The organism is Reichenbachiella versicolor, from assembly GCF_003171675.1.
GTDB lineage: Bacteria > Bacteroidota > Bacteroidia > Cytophagales > Cyclobacteriaceae > Reichenbachiella > Reichenbachiella versicolor.
In genome coordinates, this window is sequence record NZ_QFZQ01000006.1 from 286,541 (window position 1) to 307,146 (window position 20,606).

The window sequence follows — 20,606 nt, forward strand, 5'->3', positions numbered from 1 at the left end:
CACCGACGCTTTGGTACGAGTCAAAAAACTGATAGTTTCAATTGATAACACATAATTCGATGATTCATTTAGAAACGAACAACCTTTAACAAATTATCTACCTGATAAACAGGTATTAACTCTCTTAACATGATTTTGATCAGAATAAGATATTTCTCAACCTTGCTTACTTAAGATAATAGTGATTAATCAAGTCTTCTTACGATCGATTCTTTGTTCACCTCATTACCTTCTACATCGTAATGAATGAATTCAGCTACCGTTTTAGTCTTTGATTTACTAGATACCTTCACTGCCAAAAAACCACCCTTGACTCTTAAAAACTTATGTTCTGGTTTAAGGTCATTTTGATTCCAACCTTGAGCATGATAGTCACTTACTGGGCCTGCACTGAACTCCATCAAACCTGATGCTCGATCTTGAGATACGTACTGCCAATGTCTATCTCCATTTACAACCAAAACATCCTGATCGGCCAAATATTTTCGCAACCACTCTCCTTCGGTTTGGAAAGAATCATTGGAGTGATTGTCAATTTTACCTTTTTTGCGATCTGGACCTACAATGGGTGTAGCCGATACTAGAATCTTGAAGGTGGCATCTGATGATTCTACGGTTTCTTTGAACCACTGAATTTGTTCCTTTCCCCAAATAGTCTTGTTGGCTCCATCTGCTGCGTGATTATCGCTTCTGTATTCTCTATTTTCTACCAACCATATTTGAAGATCCTTTCCCCATCGCTTTGTACGATATGGTTTGTCTACGATGGGAACTTGTTCTCTCCATATGGCCAAGCCATCTTCATAGGTCAATTGTCCAAATGGAGTTGAATAAGGTGTAGCATCGTCCTTTAATAAATCATGGTCATCTTTTTGAAGATACGTAGGTACCTGACTGTAAAAATCTCTTAATGATGGCCAGGAATTCATAGCATGCCACTTGTGTCTAGCCTTCTCTACAGTGTTAGCCATTGGCCCAGGTTTGTCATAGTAGACATAATCTCCCGTCTGACAGTGAAAGGCTGGGTCTAACTCTAACATACTATCATACATTTTAAAACCTCTGAGACTGTCATCATGAGACCAGTAATATTGACAAGTAGAAACTGTGAACAGAATCGACTCTTCTTCATCTTCATTCGGAGCAGTTTTAAAACTTCCTTTTATTTCTGTAATTGGAGCTTCTCTTGTTTTTCTACCATAGATCGTGATTTGGTAATTTGTATTCGGCTTGAGTCCAGTTATTTTTTTCTTGATGGTAAAGTCCCGATAGGCTGAGACATATTCCCAATCTGTACTAATAGTGTCTTCAGAAACAAGAGTAATTTTTACTTGACCGGCTGAGCCTTGAACTGCACCATCCATTTTCTCCACAGGCATGCTATTGTCAAAACGAATCGGGTGCCTGAACTTAATGTCTTTACGTTGGTGCCATGTAGGAATTGATTTAGGAGATTTATTGAGGCGAGTATGTATCACTACTGAAGAGGAGGTGACTTCTCCCATCTTAAAGCCAGTAGTGAAATAGACCTGACCATTCTTTTGAGCATAGATGCTTTGCAAAAAAATGAATGATATAAATAGGCTTAATGAATGTCTTGTCTTCATAGATATATTCTTTGGCACTAATTTTCTAATTTCTATTTATGAAAAATAGCTAAGCTTTTTATTTGCTATCAATTTGCTTCAAGACATAGTTCAACTGAGTATCTCTCCCTCGAATCAAGTCTTCTACAGTAAGGTATACTTCGTGATCTGGAATGATTCCCTGACCTCTTTTGATCGTTCTATCTTTTACAAATCGGGCAATTTTCACGAAAGATATCAATATTTTGATCTGAGAGTTGGGCAAGGTGTATATCATAGGATATCCTCCTGTTTGGGTGTAATACCCTCCGCCTGTTTCTTCCCCGATCAGTGAAATCCCTTCATTCTTGCAGAACAATGCAAAGCTAGAGCCTGCTGAGAATGTTTTCCCGCCAATCAAAACATATACCTTACCTTCAAATTTCTTTTTGTTTGGTATCATGAAGGGTTCGTTTTCATCCTGATCAAGTATCCATTTACCTTGCTGTCTTTTTGCATCCTTATAATATTTATTGAAAAAGCTCTCATAGGTAAATCCATTGACCAAGTTTTGGCTGTAAGGTTCCTCTGGCAAAGAAGCAGTAATAACCTCAGAAGATAGTCGTTGCCTGAATGGTTGACTAGCGATGTAGGAGAAAGAATTGATGGCATTCAAAGGGTATCCACCTTCGTTTTGCCTGATATCAATGATCAGATGATCACTTTTCCTTTGCTTGATCTCTTTAAAAATGTCTTTTAAGGCTTCTTGAAACTTTTCTCCATCCAAACTGAAGGTATTCATTGTCAAAACAGTAGTATTCAATGAATCTATGAAGTATAAAAATGGCTCTTGCTTGCCCAGTGTTTTCTTACCGAAAAATGAATTTCTATTACTATAACGCTTGCCTATGCTTTCAAAAGTTTGGCTTTCGACACTCCTAACTGTTTCTTGATTAGAAGGGGTTTTATACTTCACCTTGTATCGAGATTTTTCCCCGAATTCATAGAAATGTAGAATACCAAACTCTCTTTCTACTTGCCTTTCTTTTTTGGATGTATTGAACCCATCTGAGGGGGCATATTTCATAAATTTCTTTATGAGTTCAAACCCATCTACTCCATCGATAGATACTATTTCTGAACCTAATGGAATTCCAAAATCTTCTGTATCTGTATACAGTTTGTCATTTATTATTTTCAACAACAAAGGGAAAAGTTTGGGAATAGAAGTCAGTTGGGGACGCATGATGATCAAGTGTCCATCTCTGGCATAGTCGGTTAGTTCAGTAATTGATTTGTACAAGTCATTGTCGCTATGTATGGTCTTTATTTGGTTCTGTTCGAAATTTGTAAACAGACTGTCCCACTCATTTTGAGAAGTATATTCATACAAACTAGGATATCCCTTTGTCAGAATGTTTTTTAGAATTTGATAGTCTTCAGTGACCTGTTCTTTAGTTAAAGAGTTTTGACCAAAGACTATATATGGAAATAGTAGTGCTAGGAGTAAGGAATAAAATCGAAGTGTCATTTGAATCATTATTTATCTACATAATGATTGATTAGGTCTACTAGTTCGTTCAACTGAGAATCTTCTTTCCACAAGACTTGTGACAGTTTCGGTTTAAGTTCTATGTCTGGTTCTGTACCAAATCCGTCGAGGATATTGCCATCTTTCTGAAATGAAACCATGGTGCTGATTTTTACCTTGATCCGTGAGTTGGACAAATAGAAACTCTTACTATTTCCACTAGACCCATCAGTAGATACACCTACTAGAGTGACATTAGGAAGTCCTTTGAAAACTGTCGCCAACACGGATGATGCGCTAAAACAACGTTCGTTGACCAATATATAAACAGGTTTATCGTAATAATACCCATCTTCTTTTCTTAGTTTATTTCCATTGAGAACGAAGAAGTGTGGGGCACTAAATTTCAAAGAATCTAAGTCATAGATTGGTTTAAATTGACTTAAAAAAACATCAATTTGACTCTGTTCTTGTTCATCAAATTCTTCTTTTGGAAACAACCTACGGTAATCAAGGGCTCCCTTATATTCTTTTGATAAAAGAAGGGAACCTCTTTGTTGAGCTACATTCACTACATGAATAGAATCTGGAGAAACTATGTACTTAGCCAATTCAATAATGAGTTCTCGATTGCCTCCAGTGTTACTCCTGATATCTATAATAAGCGCTTTGCTATCTTTTGAAGTTTTCATAAATTCATTAAACTCTTCAAAAAATATAGGCGCTTGTTCTCTATTGCCCATAGATGGAAATCGAGCATATGCGATGTTGTCCCCTTCCATTCTGAAGAGATGACGGCAAAGGGTTTTATCATTCAGGGCTTCGTATTTCTGTCCATAAAATCGAGCAAATTTTTCTTCCCACGGAATGGCTCTATTTCTTATTCCCCCCATAGATATATTGACAACTGTATCCTTGACCTGATTTCCAAAGGTAAAACTCACTTCATTGGTAAGCTGCTTTTTAAGTATCTCATAATTTTGTTCTATGTAGTGCAATTGCTTGACACCGCGAGTAAAAAATGCAGCAGCTGGTGCCTTAGCTTCTTCAAGAGAAATTTGTTGTATAAAAGTTCTAATTGGTATTCCATCAATAGCTGTTAAAAAAGGGTACTTAGGAAATAATGGGACGTGAACTGAGTCTTCTTCTATGTAATCAAGTGCTAGCACTTTCCCATCAAACGGCGCTACACTAAAAGGCAAAAAACGTTTATTGGGCAATCCAAAATTCCAAACATAAGAATGTCTATCTCCTATTTGTCCAACTACCTTCATTAAGAATAAACCGAAATCCATATTCAGGATGCTGTCACCCAAATTTGATTTGAACTGCTGTACTTCTTGGAGGACATTATATCCATTCAGCCCACTGTAAGAGGAGTACTTGTTTACTATAGTCTCGAATTCTTCTAGGTCTTCTAAAGTCTGCGCTCTACTCAAGTATCCTATGATAGGCTTCCTGAATTCTTTATTTAAACTATCTCTATAGTCTTTTATTCTGGATCTATTATCTCTGGTAAAAGTTCCAAAATGAACTGTCGATTTACCATTTGTCTTGAGTAACAGCTCAGCATCATCTACTATTGGTATTCCCATTGAAAGCAATACTTCTAGGAGGTCTTCCGAAAACCTTTTTTGCCATCTTGATGAGTAAGCCTTTTTACAATATGCTATGATTTCATCTTTCGATACTCCTTCTATTTCCTCGAATTCATACCAAGAGTTTTGAAATCTGACCAACGGGGTTTCATTTCTCCATTGTACCCCTGTGAATATTGATCTCTTTACTGAAGGATTTCTCTGTTGACCATATAGGCTAGTATACAGTTGTAGAAAGATTATTAGTATAATCGGGAATTTGCTTATCATATTTTAAAAATAATGAAGCCTCCAATCCTAACTCTTAGGGAATTAAACCTAATAGGATATCGCCCTGCGATTAGACCTAACATTTCCCCTTATGAAGCACCTACTGCTTACTAAGACTTGCTTTCAACTTTTATCAGGATGCCTCTCAGCCTCTGCTATTGTCTGTGTGTCTTGTGCTTATCTCGACTTATGGTCGATACTAGCCGACAGTAGTACTAATAGTGTCGACTTCTAAAAATATGCGTAGTCAAGATTTACAAATAAATATGCGTGGTTAGGTTTTTTGAAAAAATATGCGTGGTTGACTTTTCAAAAAAATTATGCGTAAGTGTGTTTGAAAAAAATATGCGTGGTTAAGACAGGGTACGCATATATGCGAGGTGTTTAGGGTACGCATATATGCGAGGTCAATATGGGTCGCATAATTTTAAAAGGTCAAATTTATTTTATGCGTGCTATAAAGGGGTCGCATATATGCGAGGTAGGTAGGGGTCGCATATTTTTTTCGCCTGAAAAAAGATATACGTGGTTGATCTCTGAAAAAATATGTCTAGTCAGGAGTTCAGTTTAATCATTAAATAAGTTTACAGAATGAACTCCTCGGCCTAAGACAAGGTATCCTTGGAAACTCACTTAAGCTCTTTCCCGCTGGTGTGAGATAAACAGCCTTACGTATTCATTGTTTTGAGAATTTCTCCCTACAATTCTCTTTCCATTCTTTGATGGCTAAAAAGTTTTGCCCTTTCTCTCGCACGCATAGAAAATTGTATTCCTTCCTAATCCTATGCGTCAGAACTCTATAATTAACTGAAATGAAGGGTTAAAAAAGAATCATCACCTTTCCAGGACGCCTCAAACTATCTCCATGTCTGGCATGAAGGGTGTTGTACTCGACATGGAGGGGTCAAAGTGTAACATGGAGGGTAGCCTTACGAACATGGAAGGCTCATATACCTACATGGAGGGTGTCGTACTCAACATGGAGCTTACTTATGGTAACATGGAGGGTTAAACATTTGCATGGAGCTTAATATAGAGTGAAATAGGTAGCTTAAACTGGCTTTAAACTTAAGAATCATGACTTACCATCTACGAATGTGTCCATTTCGTTCACAAACAGCTTGATATAGATTCTGATCACGTTGATTCATAAAGAAAGGGTGTTGGTACATTAAATTTCTCTCTACCAATTATTTGCGTGAGTATTACATTGAGATTCACGGTCAGAATAGTGGCCCCTCCAGGACTCGAACCTGGATCTAAAGTTTAGGAAACTTCTATTCTATCCCTTGAACTAAGGGGCCTGATTTTCAAGAAGTGAAATTTAATATTTATTGACTAAAAGCGAATAGGAATATCGCTTGATCATGTAAAACCAAAAATGTAATCAATATGAAAAAGACTCTTTTAATGACAACGATGATGGTAATAGTTGGTCTTGGTGCAATGGCTCAAGGCCGCCGAATGGATCCAAAAGAAATGGTAGCGCGCGAAAAACAAAATATATACAAGAAGATCACCGACTTGAGTAAAGATCAAAAAACGCTCATTGATGGTATATATGATGAGCTGGCTAAGACGATGGACGAAAACATCAAAAAGATGCGAAACGGTGATATGCCTCGTGAAAAAATGCGCGAAACTATGATGAAAACTCGCGATGAGAAAGATCTCTTGATGGCTGATGTTCTTAATAAGGATCAGATCAAGATATATGATGAGCTAATGGCTGCCAACAAGAAAAGAATGGAAGAAATGCGCAAAAAAAGACAGCAACAAGGAGGGTCTGGTGGGCCGAATGGACAGAGACCACAAGGTAGAGGCCAAGGGAACTCAGGATCTCAAGGTCAGGGAACACCTCCTCCAGGACTTTAATCACAGGGAATTTACCTCTAGGTGGATCCCATTTATTTTTCTTGAGTTATTCTTTCAGTCACTCGGTCAGCGCTAAATCATCTGGTAGTCTAGATACAAAAATGCTATGTACTGAGTGACTGTTTATTCTACTTCCTACAATTAAACACTCCCCAAGTTGAAAAAAACGCTTTCTTCCATATTTACCTTGCTAGTAATTCATGGTCTAGCTCTAGGACAAGCTGCTAACATTTCAGGGGCGCTATTTGATAGCTCCAACGATGAACCCATCGTAGGTGCTACTGTCCTAATGCTGAATATCAAAGACTCTACTCTATCCAAGTATTCAATCTCAGATGCTGAGGGGCGTTTCATCATTCAAAACCTTGATAGGGCATTTTACAAACTACAAATTCAAAGTGTGGGGTACATCACGTACAGACAGGTGATGAGAATTCAAGGTATCGACGCCAATCTGGGCTCAATCAAAATCAAGCCTGATGTAAAAGTTTTGAGTGATGTGAAAGTACAAGGATTCATAGCTCCTGTAGAACAAAAAGGAGATACTATTCAATACAATGCTGCTGCCTACAAAGTAAATCCAGACGCTAATACTACCGACCTTGTGAGTAAAATGCCTGGTATAGTGATTGACCAAACAGGGGTCACTGCTAATGGAGAGAGTGTGCAACAGGTACTGCTGGATGGCAAACGTTTTTTTGGTCAAGATCCGCTGCTTTCGCTCAACACTATTCCTGCTGAAATTGTAGATAAGGTTGAAGTATTTGACCAACAAAGTGAAAGATCACAGTTCACGGGTGTAGACGATGGCAATACGACCAAAACCATGAATGTAGTGACTAAAGAAGATAAACGAAATGGTCAGTTTGGTAATGTATATGCTGGCTATGGAACCGATGATCACTATAGAGCTGGTGGTACAATCAATAGTTTCAAAAAGGATCAAAGGTTGACTGTACTTGGTATGAGCAATGATATCAATCAACAAAACTTCAGCTCAGAAGATTTAGCAGGTCTTAGTGGACAAAGAAGAGGATTTCGAAGGGGTGGCAGCAACAGTCTAATGGTAGGGACTCAAGATGGCATCACTCAAACTCACGCTGCTGGGGTTAATTTCACAGATGACTGGGGAGACAAAGGAACATTCGAAGGAAGTTATTTCTTCAATCAGTCTTTCAATGATAATGACCAGTTAACCAATCGTGAAATATTTCAAAGTGATAGTACTCAGTCTTATTTAGAAGACTTAGACTCTTACTCTGAGAATCTTAATCATAGACTACGAGCAAGGGTAACTTACAACATCAATGAAGACAATAAGGTTATCTTCAGACCTAGCATTAGCTATCAAGACAATATGAGTCGTCAATACACTTTGGCGAATACAACTAACGAAAGTGGAAGCCTTATCAACCAAACGGACAACAATTACCTGAGTCAAAATACCGCATTCAATCTCAACAACTACTTGAGCTGGCAACATAAGTTTGAGAAAATAGGTCGCTCTATGATGATAGAGATTCAGACTCAAAACAGAAATACTGATCGTGAAAACTACTATGAAGACATGGTTCAGGACTCAGTCACACAATATTTAACCGACGAAATCAACAATAGCATATCTACTAAAATAGAGTTTTCCGAACCGGTTGGATTAACTGGACAGCTTTCTGGTAGCTACAAAATCAAATATGATCAAAGAAACTCTGATAAGCGAACCTATTTGATTGATCCTAACACTGAAAACAAGGCGCTCAGTTCAGCACTATCCAATGATTTTGAAAGTGCCTACATCACGCATACTCCTGAGGTCTCTTTCACCAATAACAACATGGGGAAATTCATGAGATTCAGTTTGGCGTATCAACATGCTACACTTAATAATGATCAACTTCTTCCTGAGCAGACCAATTTTGAACGCAGCTTTAATAATTTCTTACCCATGGCAATGGGTAAAATAGACTTGAAAAACGGACATATATTCTTGCGATACTCTACTTCTACTACTGCTCCTTCTGTGACTCAACTTCAAAATGTCATCAACAACTCCAACCCAATATTCATTTCACTTGGAAACCCTAGTCTTGATCAAAGCTACTCTCATAGCTTCATGATGAGGATCAACGCTCCTAATACTGACAAGAATAGAACCTTTGCCAACTTCACCAGAGCTACTATGACGAGCAACTATATCGGCAATCAAACAACATTTGCTCGACGAGATAGTGTCGTGGCTAGCAGTGTATTCATACAACGAGGAGCACAGATCTCTCAACCTATGAATTTCGATGGCTATTGGAGCATTATGAACAATTCGACTTACAGTATTCTCCTTGAAAAGCTAAAGTCTAACATCAACCTTTCGCTTCGACTAAACTATCAGCGCATTCCTGGGATGACCAATGGTATTAGCAATATCGCAGACTCTTATTCTGGAAATACTAGAGTATCATTTGTCAGCAATATCAGTGAAAAAGTCGACTACAATCTCTACTATCAAGTCAGTGGCAATCAAACCATCAATAGTTTCCAAGAAAATTCAAACACTAGCTACTATACCCAAACTATTGGATTAAAGTCCAACTTTATTTTCTGGAAGGGATTGGTATTTAGAAACAACGTGTTTTTCGAAAAGTATAACGGTATCAGCGATTCTTTTAACTCAGCATATATTCTTTGGAATATGAGTGTGGCTAAGAAGTTTTTGAAAAATGATGAAGCGGAAATTGAGCTATCTGTCTACGATCTTCTAGGTCAAAACCAAAGCTTCTCCCAAACGGTCGGGGCAGGGTATGTAGAAGAGATTCGGACGCAAGTACTGAGACAGTACTTCATGTTGACACTTACTTATCAGCTAAGAAGGTTTAAGACTAAATAATGTAAAATATAAACTATAGTGGAGCGAAAAACCTGAATTTAGACTTCAAACCTAATTCACTTTCAGGTAATTCGCTTCACCCAATATCCTATCACAAATTCACATTACAGAATGGGCAGTTGATCGTTACTTCTATAGCATCTCCAGACCCAGAGCGCTTCTTATAGAAACCATCTGACTTCTTCTCTAAGTCTCCTTCATTACGAACATTCGTGAATTTACCATCATTGATGTATACATCCATATTTTTAACATTCCCAGTCCCAAGACTTACTGAGGCATGGGAATTCTTGACTTTCACCACCTTGATATTCTCTCCTAGATCTTCTACCGAAATGTTGGAGTGACTGGCTGAGATGACTACTGCATCTGTTATTTCTTCTACTGAAATATTGCTGTGAGAACCTCCTCCGACTCTTAGACTTAAAATGTTCTCAAGCCTAATCTTGCTATGCTGAGTTCCATCTACTTGTACATCCCCTGCATTTTCCATGATCAAACTTGAGTGCTGAATGGTATTTGCTTCGATGTTTTTGACATTCTCAGCACGAAGTGTTGAATGTTGAAGGCTACTAACTTCTATATTTCCTGCGTCTTCCATTTCCAGTGTAGAATGCTGCATATTCACCTTAACATTCCCTGACACCATATCCAAATTCAAAATACTGTGCTGAGCAGAAAGAGTCATACCACCTATCTTGAGACCATTAAACCTTGAATGACTCATCTTCATACTAGCATCTTTCTCGATATTTCCTACCCTTGTCTGAGAATGGCTAGATTTTATGATTAGCTCCTTCATGTCACTGGCTTTTAGATGTGAATGACTGACTTTGATTTCAGCGCTATTGGACAAAAATCCCAATTCTGCATTTGAATGACTTGCATCCAAACTCATCTTGTTTGATTTGGGAATGTACACTTTCGCTCTTAAATCAAATTCTAGATCATCATTAAAATCCATCTTATGACCATTCTTGAATACTACTTTAGCATAATTAGATCCCCAAAAACTTCCACTTGAGGTAAAGGATTTGAAAGGACTACTTACGTCCATTTTCACGCCTTCGCTAGTAGTCTCGATCTTGTATTCTACATTTTGAAAAACCTCTTCTGCCAATTTCGCATCATCCAAATCCAAGGTCAAAGTCACTACTATCTTAGCTTCCTTCTTGTCCGTGGTGATGATATTCAGATCCTTACAGTGAGAGGTTACTATTTTCATCAAGTCGCTATTAGACACTTTCTTTGAATCCGTAAACTCACGACTAAATTCTCCTGCTTGCGCGGCAAGTATTGCGAACAGTGCTACAATCGTGATCAGTATGTGGTTAAATCTGTATAGTGTTTTCATCTCTGATAATATTTTTAAGTAGTCAGTGAAATTCTTTCATTCATTCTTGTCAGTGAGACACTGATAAGGTTGAATTCATATTATTATCTCACCTGTACTTTCCATTTTTTCGTGGTTGTTCAGTTTTTTAATTTCTCCTTGAAGATTTTCTAGTAACTCAAGTCTTCGCTGGTAGTTATCAATGATCAGCTCCATCATGATATCATCACAGCCTTCTTCTACTACTATCTTTTTATACCCTTCATAAGCCATCTCTAGTGCTTCCAGTCCATTGAGATAAGAGGCAGTTTGCTTCTTTACCTCTACAGAGGTTTTCATATTAGCAACCAACTGTGTAGAGTAGCGAATCGATTCTTGGTACTCCTGCTCTACTAATCCATACTCCGTCGAGTACTTCGCCAGCGGTAATTCTAGAATGACCTTCGGGTCTCTTTCTACAGTTCTAAACAGCGCGGTAGCTGCCAGCAACAGTGCAACGACTGCTGCCGACAGTTGAATCCATTTGAACTTTGCGTTTCGTTTGTTTTCTAGCTTTTGATCGATCTTGTCCCATAGCTCTCGCCTTGGTTCGAGTTCTCTCTTCAGCTCGTTTTTGTTTTCCTTCAGATACTTTTCAAAGTTGTTCATATCATGATGGCTTTTAATCTCGTTCTCAATTGCTTCAAGGCTCGCTGATACTGACTTTTGACAGTGGAAACCGATACTCCCAAAAGCTCTGCTATCTCACGATGCTTCATATCTTCTATCAAGTAAAGCGTAAATACTTGTCTACTTCCGTCAGACAAGCGATCTATCTCATCATTAATTTGATCAAAGGATATACCCTCAAACCAATTCTCTCCTTCACCCTCATCTTCAAAATCATGCTCTTCGACTTCTTCGAAGTGCCTTACTTTTTTAAGCTGATCCATGCATTCATTCAAAATGATACGCTTGATCCAACCGCTCAGCTTCTTTGGTTCTTTGAGCTGAGGCAATCTCATAAAGACCTTGATAAATCCGTCCTGCATCACGTCTTCTGCGATATACCGATCTCCCATCATCCGGACACATAGTGAAAGCATAGCTCCACAGTGCTGTCGATATATCTCCTGCTGCGCGATGCGGTTTCCTTTTGCAGCTTGAGAGACGAAGGTTGCTATTTGGGTTTGTGAGTTCAAGTCTTTGTTTGTCCTTAAGACTGCAAGAAGTGAAAAAGGACGGAAAGAAATTTAGAAAAAATTTCAATTAATACTGAATGGACCAGATTAGGGGTTTTATGCTATTGAAATTTTGCTCTAAAAGGAACAAAATATTACTACTTATCTAGCTGGACGAAATATTAGAAAATGAAAGCTTCCTTAACTAGAAAGACATAGTTATTGCGTCAATGACAATATTTCAACAAGTATGATAAAGTTAGGTTAGATCAATTTGCTTAAAGACTTTCAATTACTTCAACAGATAATTAAATAGATGATAGCTTTAAGATTATCGGTTCGATTCAATATACCAATTAAAGAATTATCCAGAAGTTTTAATTTGTTCAAAATCTAAGACCTATCAATAGCAAGTCATCAAGCGGTTCATTTGATCCTGACCAATGATTGAAGAACTTCTCCATTTGAGCTTTCTCTTCTTTTAACGTCGTTTCTTTTTGGCACTTGACTATTGCTTCTATAAGACCACTCAATTTAAGTTTCTTATTTCTTGGCCCTCCAAAAATATCTGTCGCCCCGTCGCTAAACATATAACAACTAGTCTTCTTAAGTTTCCGAAGAGGAATCTCTGCATAACTGTAACTATGCTCAATGTCAAAACGATCTCCTACCTGTACTTTACTTCCTTCGATCTTATTAAATTCCTCTTTCTGGATATAAACGAAATCCATCCCAGCACCTGAAAAGTATATTTTCTTTCGACTCTTATCTAAGACCATTACTCCCATATCAGCACTTTTGCCCACATTAAGATTGTTCTGGTGATTTACCCAATCATTCTTAGCTGACTCATGTACAAAGTCCAAAATTGACGATGGCATTTTCAAACCTTGTCCTTTGATAGCTTCGGTGAGAATATTGGCATAGTATCTAGTCATCATAGAAGCGAACCTTCCGTGTCCAGAACAATCATAGACTATCAAAAAAGCAAAACCTTCCTCATCTTCATATGCCCAATAACCATCACCTCCTACTTCACTCATAGGCCAATTGATCACATAAGTTTGACCAAATAGCCTATTTAAATATTCTTCTGATGGAAAAGAAGAGTGATAATTTTTTACACTTAAATCCTCCATAGCTTGGGGGCTATGTTTGGCAAAAAGTTGACTTTGGCTTTTGTTTATATTTATTCTAGTGGATATCATTTTTCAAAAGGGTAATTATTTCAGCCCGATCACCATATACGCTTCATGACCATCCCAATCAAAGGGAATCACATAAATGGGTACATCTTTTGGGAACTTGAGTTTATCAGGACTTCCCTGAAAAACAATAGGAATCGAAATCATAAACTCACGACCATAAGACTCTCTTACATTTCCTGCGACTACATTAGATAATTCTCCTGCCATATCTAGCATATCACTTGTCGTTGGCTTTTCTAATCCTACATATTGGAGAATCAAATCTCTAAAAAGCTCCATACCTCCAGAGATATATACCAATCCCATCTTACTTCCAGAAATACCTATCATACCAGTACATTCCTTGAGAACAAGATCATCCGGTTGTTTGATAAAAGGTGGGTGAGTTTGGATAGGTGTGTCGGTCAATTTATTGAAATATTTTTCTATTGAATTGATGAACACATTTACAGTCTTCTCAAATTCTAGTTGTTTGGTATCCATATTAGTGGTGGCTTATCATTGAGTCAAATCCTTCTTTTAGCTGCTCTGGCGTTACAGGCTTGTACAAAAACTCACGTGCGCCCTTTTTCAGTGCCTCTAGACCAGTATACTTGTCTGAAAGAGCAGTGATGATCATCACCTTAGTGTCTGGTGCTATCTTCATGATTTCCTCTAGACATTCAATACCATCCATTTCAGGCATTGTAATATCTAATGTGACAAAATCCGGTCTCTTAGCAGTCACCAACTCTAAGGCTTCTCTTCCATTTCCTGCATGACCTACTATCTCAAATCCGAAATTGTTGAGATGCGACTCTATTGTCGTTCTCATCATTGATGAGTCGTCAACTATTAATAGTTTCATCTAGTAAAATTTATGCTGATTGAAGGACTCTGCTTTTGGGTAATGATATACGCATCATAAAGCTTTGTCCCTTTTTAAATCCGACTTTGTACGTGCCATTGTGTTTTTCAACTAAAGACTTAACCAATGTCATTCCCTGTCCCCTACCTGAATACTTATCTGCTGTCAGAGTAGTAGAGAAGTCTTTTTTGAATATTAAATCAATGACATCTTGACCCTTGAGATTTGGAATTTCATCTCTTGCTATCAAATTGTTCTTTATGGCTTTGGCCAAAATCTTTTTCATATCTAACCCCTTACCATCATCTGCATAATCAAATGTGTAACCATTAGGGTGCTCTTGCAAAGCCATACGAATTGTGCCTATTTCAGACTTTTGATTCATTTTACGTTCCTCAGCTGTTTCTATTCCGTGAGCTATAGAGTTTCTAATCAACTGAGTAGCTATATCTTTCATGAGTGCTACGTACTCCTCTGGCAGATCCACTTTAGTTTCGGGAAAGTTAAGAGTGACCTTCTTACTAGTTTCACCTGAAATTCTCTCTAATCCTGTCTCTACAGCGTTTTTAATCTGCTGACTAGACGATACTTTTTCTTCGATTATTTGTGAACCTTTACTATAGACACTAGCAATTTTGTCCTGAAGCTCAACCATATTATTCAGCGAAGTAATCACCTCAGCTATCTGATAGATAATCTTCAAGAAGTGCTTTCCTTCTATTTGAGACTTGTTCTTCAACTCAACAATAGTATCTTCCACCTTATGTAAGGAATTAGATATCATTTCAAGACCAATCAAAGATGCATTACCTTTTATACTGTGAACGGTCTCATAAGTAGTCTGAACCAAATCAGAGAAATTGCGATAATCCTTTTGCTCATACTTTCTTGAGATACCATTTAACCCTGTAACAGATTCATTTAAGAATGATGTCAGAGATTCTGGCTGTACCTTAAGAATTGCCAATAGCTGAGAGTAATTTTCTTCATTTTGAGCATCGGACTCTTCGATTCTCTGACGCATCCTTACTGTTTCAGTTTCATCAAGTACTGTCACCAATACTCTATAAATCTCTCCATCACGCATGATCCTTGAAAAGGTCATTTGAATGTATCTAGGATCCATAGAAACTGACCCCTTGTCGGGAAATATCTCGACTTGCTCCACTGGATTGAGACGATTCACTACTGTCTCACGGATACTTGGGTTAAAAAGGTGATCTACAAACATTTCTAGCGCTTCAAGATCTCTTTTGACCAATCGTGGCCTCATTAATTTGAGAAAGTTAGTGTTTTGCAGACTTGTAGTTTCGAAGATTTCATCGGTCTCTTTAGAGTACATATCCCCAATCATCAAGTTCTTGTCTATCAAGAATACTCCTTGTTTTACATTCTCGAAAATAGATTCGGACTGGTTATTAAGATATTCCTCTTTCCTCAGAGCCGTACTCAGTTGAGTAGTATAATCATTGATACTTTTGATAGCCGGACGGAAAATGAAAGCTCCTTCCATTACTAGAAGGAAAAAAGCTATAGCAAAAAGAATATACTCTGTCACAGAAAGAGATTTGATACGACCTGTAGATTCAGCATCGTATTCAAAAGTGATATCGTTCATCAGTTTTAGAAACTGACCTTCATTCGCTAGTATCTGCTGCAGTCCAGCTTCAAATTCCAAAGATTGAGTCTCCTGTAATGAATCCGTTTTTAACAATTGCAATACAGCTTTTTCAATAGCTACGTAGTATGGTGAAATTTCCTCAAATAATTCAAGAATACTTTCTGAGTTATTAACATCCACCAAACTCATAGATTCATCGCCTGCTTGTAGAGCCTGATGAGATTTGGACCACAATGTATATGCTTTTTCTAACTCCCCTTTTCTCGTAATAAACTGTTCATCGTTTTGTGCAGCACGCATAGCTAAAGATGCTTTAGTAATCTTCTGTGAAAGCATCCTTTGACGACCAGAAATATTAATGGTACGCGAATCCGAACTACCTCTCTTGATAGAATTCTGTACCAAAAACTGAGAGAAGCCTATTACCAAGGCGATAATAGTTAAAGCAACCAGATAGGTTTTAGTAAGATTATTCATTCCAATAAGCTGTTTGATATGTAACTAAGGAGTTATATTCTCAGTACAAAATTGCGTATCTATACGTAATTATAAAAGTACCTCTCCTAATAAAATACGTAACAATTATACGTATTTATACCCAAAACAGACTTCTATTTAAACTAGGACGTGATTGTGCTCAATAGACGAAATAAAACACGGAGTAAAAAGTATATTTTAATATGTAATCAAGAATAAAAAAAAATGCTTTACACCATATTTAACTATGTAAATGAAACATTAATGACTCAATGTATCACTCAAACGTTTTGAATTGGAATTTGAGAAACAATCAAAAGCATAAGGCAACTTAAATAGCCTTCAAACCGAGTGAGTTTTTAATAAAACTTCATAGAAATGAATAATGAACTATTCATTTGAAAGGAAAAACAGCATTTACAAGTACGATAATAGCCTATGAATAGCCAGCCATACCGTTTTTTCAACTAATGAAATCCTCAATAATACTATTGAGTTTTTCTGTTTCTGTCAAAAAACCATCATGACCATAGAACGAGTCAACCTCTTCATACCTCATATTCGGTATCCAATCTTTGAAAGTTCTCTGCTCTTCAATAGGAAATAAAAGGTCTGTGGTGATGGCAATTTGTAATACTTGAGACTTTAAATTTTTGAAAGCCTCTTCTATACCTCCTCTACCTCTTCCTACATTATGACTATCAAGGGCCTTAGTTAGGTTCCATAAAACATAACCTTGAAAGTTTCTTTTAACTAACTTTTGACCTTGGTACCTGATATAAGAGTCAGCATTAAAATCGTCTAACTTTTCGTTGTCATCAGATTGTGTCTTTCCAAAAATATCATGGTTTCTATAGGACAACATTCCAATGGCTCTTGATGTAGCAACGCCAGCCGATCCAGCATCCACCTTATGATCCCTCCAAGTAGGATCTGCTTCTATAGCCAATCTCTGAGTAGCATGAATTGATATTCTCCAAGGAGACTCCTTAGGCGCCGTACCGATTAGGATAATCTTTTCAAAGGTATTTGGCTCTTGAACTGCCCACTCATAGGTCTGAAACCCACCCATGGAGCCTCCAAGACCTATCGCAATTCTTTCGATATCCAGATGATCTCTCAAAAGTTTGTGCGCTTCCACCATATCACGAATAGTAATTAGCGGAAAGTCAGTGAAGTAAGGTTTACCTGTTGTAGAATTAATAGTTAATGGGCTACTTGTCCCATAGGGTGACCCCAATATATTTGCACAGACAATGAAATGCTTCTTAGGATTGATCGCACTGTGAGAGGTAAAAAGACCTTCCCACCAATCCATACACTCGGAATTGGCAGTCAAAGCATGGAATACCCAAACCACATTAGACTTGTCAGAGTTAAGCTCGCCATAGGTATGGTAGGCAACTTCTAGTTCTGCCAACTCTCCTCCACGCTCCAATGCAAACGGACTTTGCGACTTGAATATTTTCTTTTCTGACACCATAGATATTTCGAGGCGCAAACCTAATTAAAAGAACTAGAATAGTTAGATACCCGTCTTCACTTTCAATTAGGAAAATGTGATATTTGCCGTTCATCTAAACCCCGATGTCTATGAGTGAAAAGAAGCTACATTTCGAAACTGAAGCAGTCAGGACTCAAATCACTACTACACAAGCAAAAGAGCATTCAAACCCAATGTATCTTACTTCTAGTTTTGTGTTTGACGATGCAGAAGAAATGCGAGCAACTTTTGCCGATGAAATGGATCGCAACATTTACAGTCGTTTCACGAATCCAAACACGTCTGAATTAATAGATAAGGTAGTGAAAATGGAAGGAGCCGAGGCTGGATATGCTACGGCTACAGGGATGGCCGCGGTTTATGCTACTTTCATGACACTTTTGAATTCAGGAGATCATATGTTATCAGTGAGATCGGTATTCGGATCAACTCATACCGTCTTAAAAAAATTCATGCCTCGTCATGGAATTGAAAACACATACATAGACCTATCAGAAATTGATAGTTGGCAATCATCAATCAAAGACAATACAAAACTTCTGTATTTGGAAACTCCAACTAACCCAGGTGTTGAGTTGGTAGATTTAGAATTTGCGGGCAAGTTTTGTAAAGAAAACGATATTATTCTAGTAGTGGATAATTGCTTTGCCACTCCATACCTTCAAAGACCAATAGAATTTGGTGCTGATATCGTAATTCATTCTGCTACCAAGTTCATGGATGGCCAAGGCCGAGTAATGGGAGGAATCATAGTTGGATCAGAAACATTAATAAAAGACATTTTTACTTTCTGCAGAAGTACAGGCCCTGCAATGTCTCCTTTTAATGCTTGGATCATATCAAAGAGTCTTGAAACACTTGCAGTACGTATGGATCGCCATTGTGAAAATGCATTGAAACTTGCAGAATGGCTTGAAAAAAATACCAATGTAGAATGGGTTCGTTATCCATTTTTACCTTCACACCCTCAATACGAAATTGCTAAAAAGCAAATGACCCTAGGCGGAGCGATGGTATGCTTTGGGATAAAAGGTGGACTTGAAAGAGGTAGAAAATTCCTTAACAGTATTGAGATGTGTTCCTTGACTGCTAATTTGGGAGATACAAGAACAATAGTTACTCACCCTACTTCTACTACTCATGCAAAACTTACGGATGAAGAAAGATATGCTGTAGGAATCACTCCAAACTTAATAAGAATTTCTACTGGTTTGGAGCACATTAATGACATTATTGCAGATATTGAACAAGCCATTGAAAAGAGTAAGTAAATGATTTGAAGACTCTTTCAGTTCTATCCTATTTATTCTACAACTCCAACTCCTTAGAAGGATCCCATACCAGTTCTTTAAAGCCTAATATTTGATCCTTTTCTATCTCAACCCCCTCAGCTTCCAGAAGTTCTTGCATCATTGTTGGAGTAGCGAAATGTGCTTTTCCTGTAAGCAGACCATTTCGATTGACCACTCGATGTGCGGGCACATCGGACAATCCGTGAGCCGCATTCATTGCCCAACCTACCATTCGTGCAGTGAGCTTGGTTCCTAGATAATTTGCAATTAAACCATAACTCGTTACTCTCCCTTTCGGAATCAACTTTACTACCTCATAGACGTCGTCAAAGAACGAGTATTGTTTAACCATTACCTGTAGATTCCTGCTTTATTCATTGCACGTTGGAATTTGGCGGCATTGCGACTATGATCTCTCTGATTAGTGGCAAAATTGTGATAACCAGAAAAATCCTCCTTAGCACACATAAATAGATAATTGTGTTTCTTATAATTCAATACAGCATTGAGAGAACTAATCTCAGGCATATTAATTGGACCGGGAGGTAACCCTTTGTGTTTATAAGTATTAAAAGGGGATTCTATTTCTTTATGTTTGTTCAATACTCTACGAATTTCAAAATCTTGTGCAGCAAATACTAAAGTTGGGTCTGCCGCCAAAACTTCTCCTCGTTTTAATCGATTAAAGTATAAACCTGCTACAATTGGTCTCTCATCTGACATGACTGTTTCCGCTTGTACTATTGAAGCTAAAACAGATACCTCTTTAGGTGTCAACCCCATTTCTTTTGCCTTAGCTATACGTTCATCATTCCAGAATTTGTCATACTCATTCTTCATCTTTTTAAACAACCCTTCCGGTGATACATTCCAATACATCTGATATGTGTTTGGAATGAACATCCCAACAATTGTTAAGCTATCAAAACCATTGGCTTCAAGTAACGAATCGTTATCCAATAGCTTCATAAAATCCTCTTCACTTATCTCAAGATTTTTAGTGATTTTTTCTGGCAAATCCGGAGTCATCCTTACATTATTAAAAGTAACATTAACTGGAACCTGCTCCCCCGCTCGTAGCATTCGTACTACTTGCATATTAGACATCTTCTTTTTTATCACATAAAGCCCTGGTTTTACAGACTTATCGTAATTCATTAGCTTGGATAGGAAACTGAATGAAAGCAAGTCCGAAACATATCTACCATCATGCACTAGATTCTGAACATCTTTAAAAGTCGCCCCAGTAGGAATCATTAGAGGTCGATCTTCTTCCTTTACCAAAAAATTGGGAGAAAAGATCATTGAATGGAAATAAAGTCCAAATGAAGAGAGCATCACCGAAAAGGCAATGATTACAGATGCTAGAATTACTTTTTTCTTATTCATAGTGGCGGCAAAAGTATGGATCTCTCTCGAAATATAAACTCTATTCTTGTTTCGGTTT

16 protein-coding genes and 1 tRNA gene are annotated in these 20,606 nt (G+C 37.7%); 3 read left to right on the forward strand and 14 right to left on the reverse strand.

What is annotated here, in order from left to right:
- Nucleotides 1–185: 185 nt before the first annotated feature.
- The 4 genes from DKG80_RS13895 to DKG80_RS13910 form a co-directional block, all read right to left on the reverse strand.
- Nucleotides 186–1,607 (reverse strand): alkaline phosphatase D family protein, encoded by a 1,422-nt coding sequence (locus DKG80_RS13895; RefSeq protein WP_221409132.1) that lies wholly within the window; start codon nucleotides 1,605–1,607, stop codon nucleotides 186–188.
- Between the two features lie 58 nt (nucleotides 1,608–1,665).
- Nucleotides 1,666–3,096 (reverse strand): S41 family peptidase, encoded by a 1,431-nt coding sequence (locus DKG80_RS13900; protein WP_162555884.1) that lies wholly within the window; start codon nucleotides 3,094–3,096, stop codon nucleotides 1,666–1,668.
- Nucleotides 3,097–3,104: 8 nt separating this feature from the next.
- Nucleotides 3,105–4,964 (reverse strand): S41 family peptidase, encoded by a 1,860-nt coding sequence (locus DKG80_RS13905; RefSeq protein ID WP_109831958.1) that lies wholly within the window; start codon nucleotides 4,962–4,964, stop codon nucleotides 3,105–3,107.
- Nucleotides 4,965–6,196: 1,232 nt separating this feature from the next.
- Nucleotides 6,197–6,268: transfer RNA gene (locus DKG80_RS13910), tRNA-Arg, on the reverse strand.
- An 88-nt stretch (nucleotides 6,269–6,356) separates the two neighbouring features.
- Between DKG80_RS13910 and DKG80_RS13915 the strand changes: the two genes are divergently transcribed.
- Together DKG80_RS13915 and DKG80_RS13920 are read left to right on the forward strand one after the other, a co-directional pair.
- Nucleotides 6,357–6,839 carry a hypothetical protein gene (locus DKG80_RS13915; RefSeq protein ID WP_109831959.1) on the forward strand — a complete coding sequence of 161 codons (483 nt, stop codon included), beginning with the start codon at nucleotides 6,357–6,359 and terminating at the stop codon, nucleotides 6,837–6,839.
- Nucleotides 6,840–6,996: 157 nt separating this feature from the next.
- Nucleotides 6,997–9,717 (forward strand): outer membrane beta-barrel protein, encoded by a 2,721-nt coding sequence (locus tag DKG80_RS13920; RefSeq protein ID WP_109831960.1) that lies wholly within the window; start codon nucleotides 6,997–6,999, stop codon nucleotides 9,715–9,717.
- Nucleotides 9,718–9,808: 91 nt separating this feature from the next.
- Here the strand turns inward: DKG80_RS13920 and DKG80_RS13925 are convergent, their stop codons facing one another.
- The 8 genes from DKG80_RS13925 to DKG80_RS13960 all read right to left on the reverse strand — a co-directional run bounded on the left by DKG80_RS13925 (nucleotide 9,809) and on the right by DKG80_RS13960 (nucleotide 17,843).
- Nucleotides 9,809–11,071 (reverse strand): hypothetical protein, encoded by a 1,263-nt coding sequence (locus DKG80_RS13925; protein ID WP_109831961.1) that lies wholly within the window; start codon nucleotides 11,069–11,071, stop codon nucleotides 9,809–9,811.
- 75 nt (nucleotides 11,072–11,146) lie between these two features.
- Nucleotides 11,147–11,698: a hypothetical protein gene (locus DKG80_RS13930; RefSeq protein ID WP_109831962.1), complete on the reverse strand. Its 552-nt coding sequence runs from the start codon at nucleotides 11,696–11,698 to the stop codon at nucleotides 11,147–11,149.
- Nucleotides 11,695–12,231, reverse strand: a complete 537-nt coding sequence (locus DKG80_RS13935; RefSeq protein WP_109831963.1) for an RNA polymerase sigma factor — start codon at nucleotides 12,229–12,231, stop codon at nucleotides 11,695–11,697. The genes DKG80_RS13930 and DKG80_RS13935 overlap by 4 nt, the downstream gene beginning before the upstream one ends.
- A gap of 365 nt (nucleotides 12,232–12,596) precedes the next feature.
- Nucleotides 12,597–13,349 (reverse strand): PP2C family protein-serine/threonine phosphatase, encoded by a 753-nt coding sequence (locus DKG80_RS13940; RefSeq protein WP_162555885.1) that lies wholly within the window; start codon nucleotides 13,347–13,349, stop codon nucleotides 12,597–12,599.
- An 84-nt stretch (nucleotides 13,350–13,433) separates the two neighbouring features.
- Nucleotides 13,434–13,901 (reverse strand): chemotaxis protein CheX, encoded by a 468-nt coding sequence (locus DKG80_RS13945; RefSeq protein WP_109831965.1) that lies wholly within the window; start codon nucleotides 13,899–13,901, stop codon nucleotides 13,434–13,436.
- Between the two features lies 1 nt (nucleotide 13,902).
- Nucleotides 13,903–14,265 carry a response regulator gene (locus DKG80_RS13950; RefSeq protein ID WP_109831966.1) on the reverse strand — a complete coding sequence of 121 codons (363 nt, stop codon included), beginning with the start codon at nucleotides 14,263–14,265 and terminating at the stop codon, nucleotides 13,903–13,905.
- A gap of 10 nt (nucleotides 14,266–14,275) precedes the next feature.
- Nucleotides 14,276–16,363 (reverse strand): type IV pili methyl-accepting chemotaxis transducer N-terminal domain-containing protein, encoded by a 2,088-nt coding sequence (locus tag DKG80_RS13955; RefSeq protein WP_109831967.1) that lies wholly within the window; start codon nucleotides 16,361–16,363, stop codon nucleotides 14,276–14,278.
- 463 nt (nucleotides 16,364–16,826) lie between these two features.
- A complete protein-coding gene (locus DKG80_RS13960) occupies nucleotides 16,827–17,843 on the reverse strand; it encodes a homoserine O-acetyltransferase family protein (protein ID WP_245907014.1) in 1,017 nt (338 codons plus the stop codon).
- A gap of 113 nt (nucleotides 17,844–17,956) precedes the next feature.
- On the opposite strand from DKG80_RS13960, the gene DKG80_RS13965 reads away from it, so the two are divergent.
- A complete protein-coding gene (locus DKG80_RS13965) occupies nucleotides 17,957–19,138 on the forward strand; it encodes an O-succinylhomoserine sulfhydrylase (protein WP_109831969.1) in 1,182 nt (393 codons plus the stop codon).
- Nucleotides 19,139–19,175: 37 nt separating this feature from the next.
- Here DKG80_RS13965 and DKG80_RS13970 read toward each other — a convergent pair whose 3' ends face one another.
- Together DKG80_RS13970 and mltG are read right to left on the reverse strand one after the other, a co-directional pair.
- A complete protein-coding gene (locus tag DKG80_RS13970) occupies nucleotides 19,176–19,511 on the reverse strand; it encodes an MGMT family protein (RefSeq protein WP_109831970.1) in 336 nt (111 codons plus the stop codon).
- The gene (gene mltG, locus DKG80_RS13975; RefSeq protein WP_109831971.1) at nucleotides 19,511–20,548 is read right to left on the reverse strand and encodes an endolytic transglycosylase MltG; all 1,038 of its coding nucleotides are present in this window, start codon (nucleotides 20,546–20,548) and stop codon (nucleotides 19,511–19,513) included. The genes DKG80_RS13970 and mltG overlap by 1 nt, the downstream gene beginning before the upstream one ends.
- Nucleotides 20,549–20,606 lie beyond the last annotated feature (58 nt).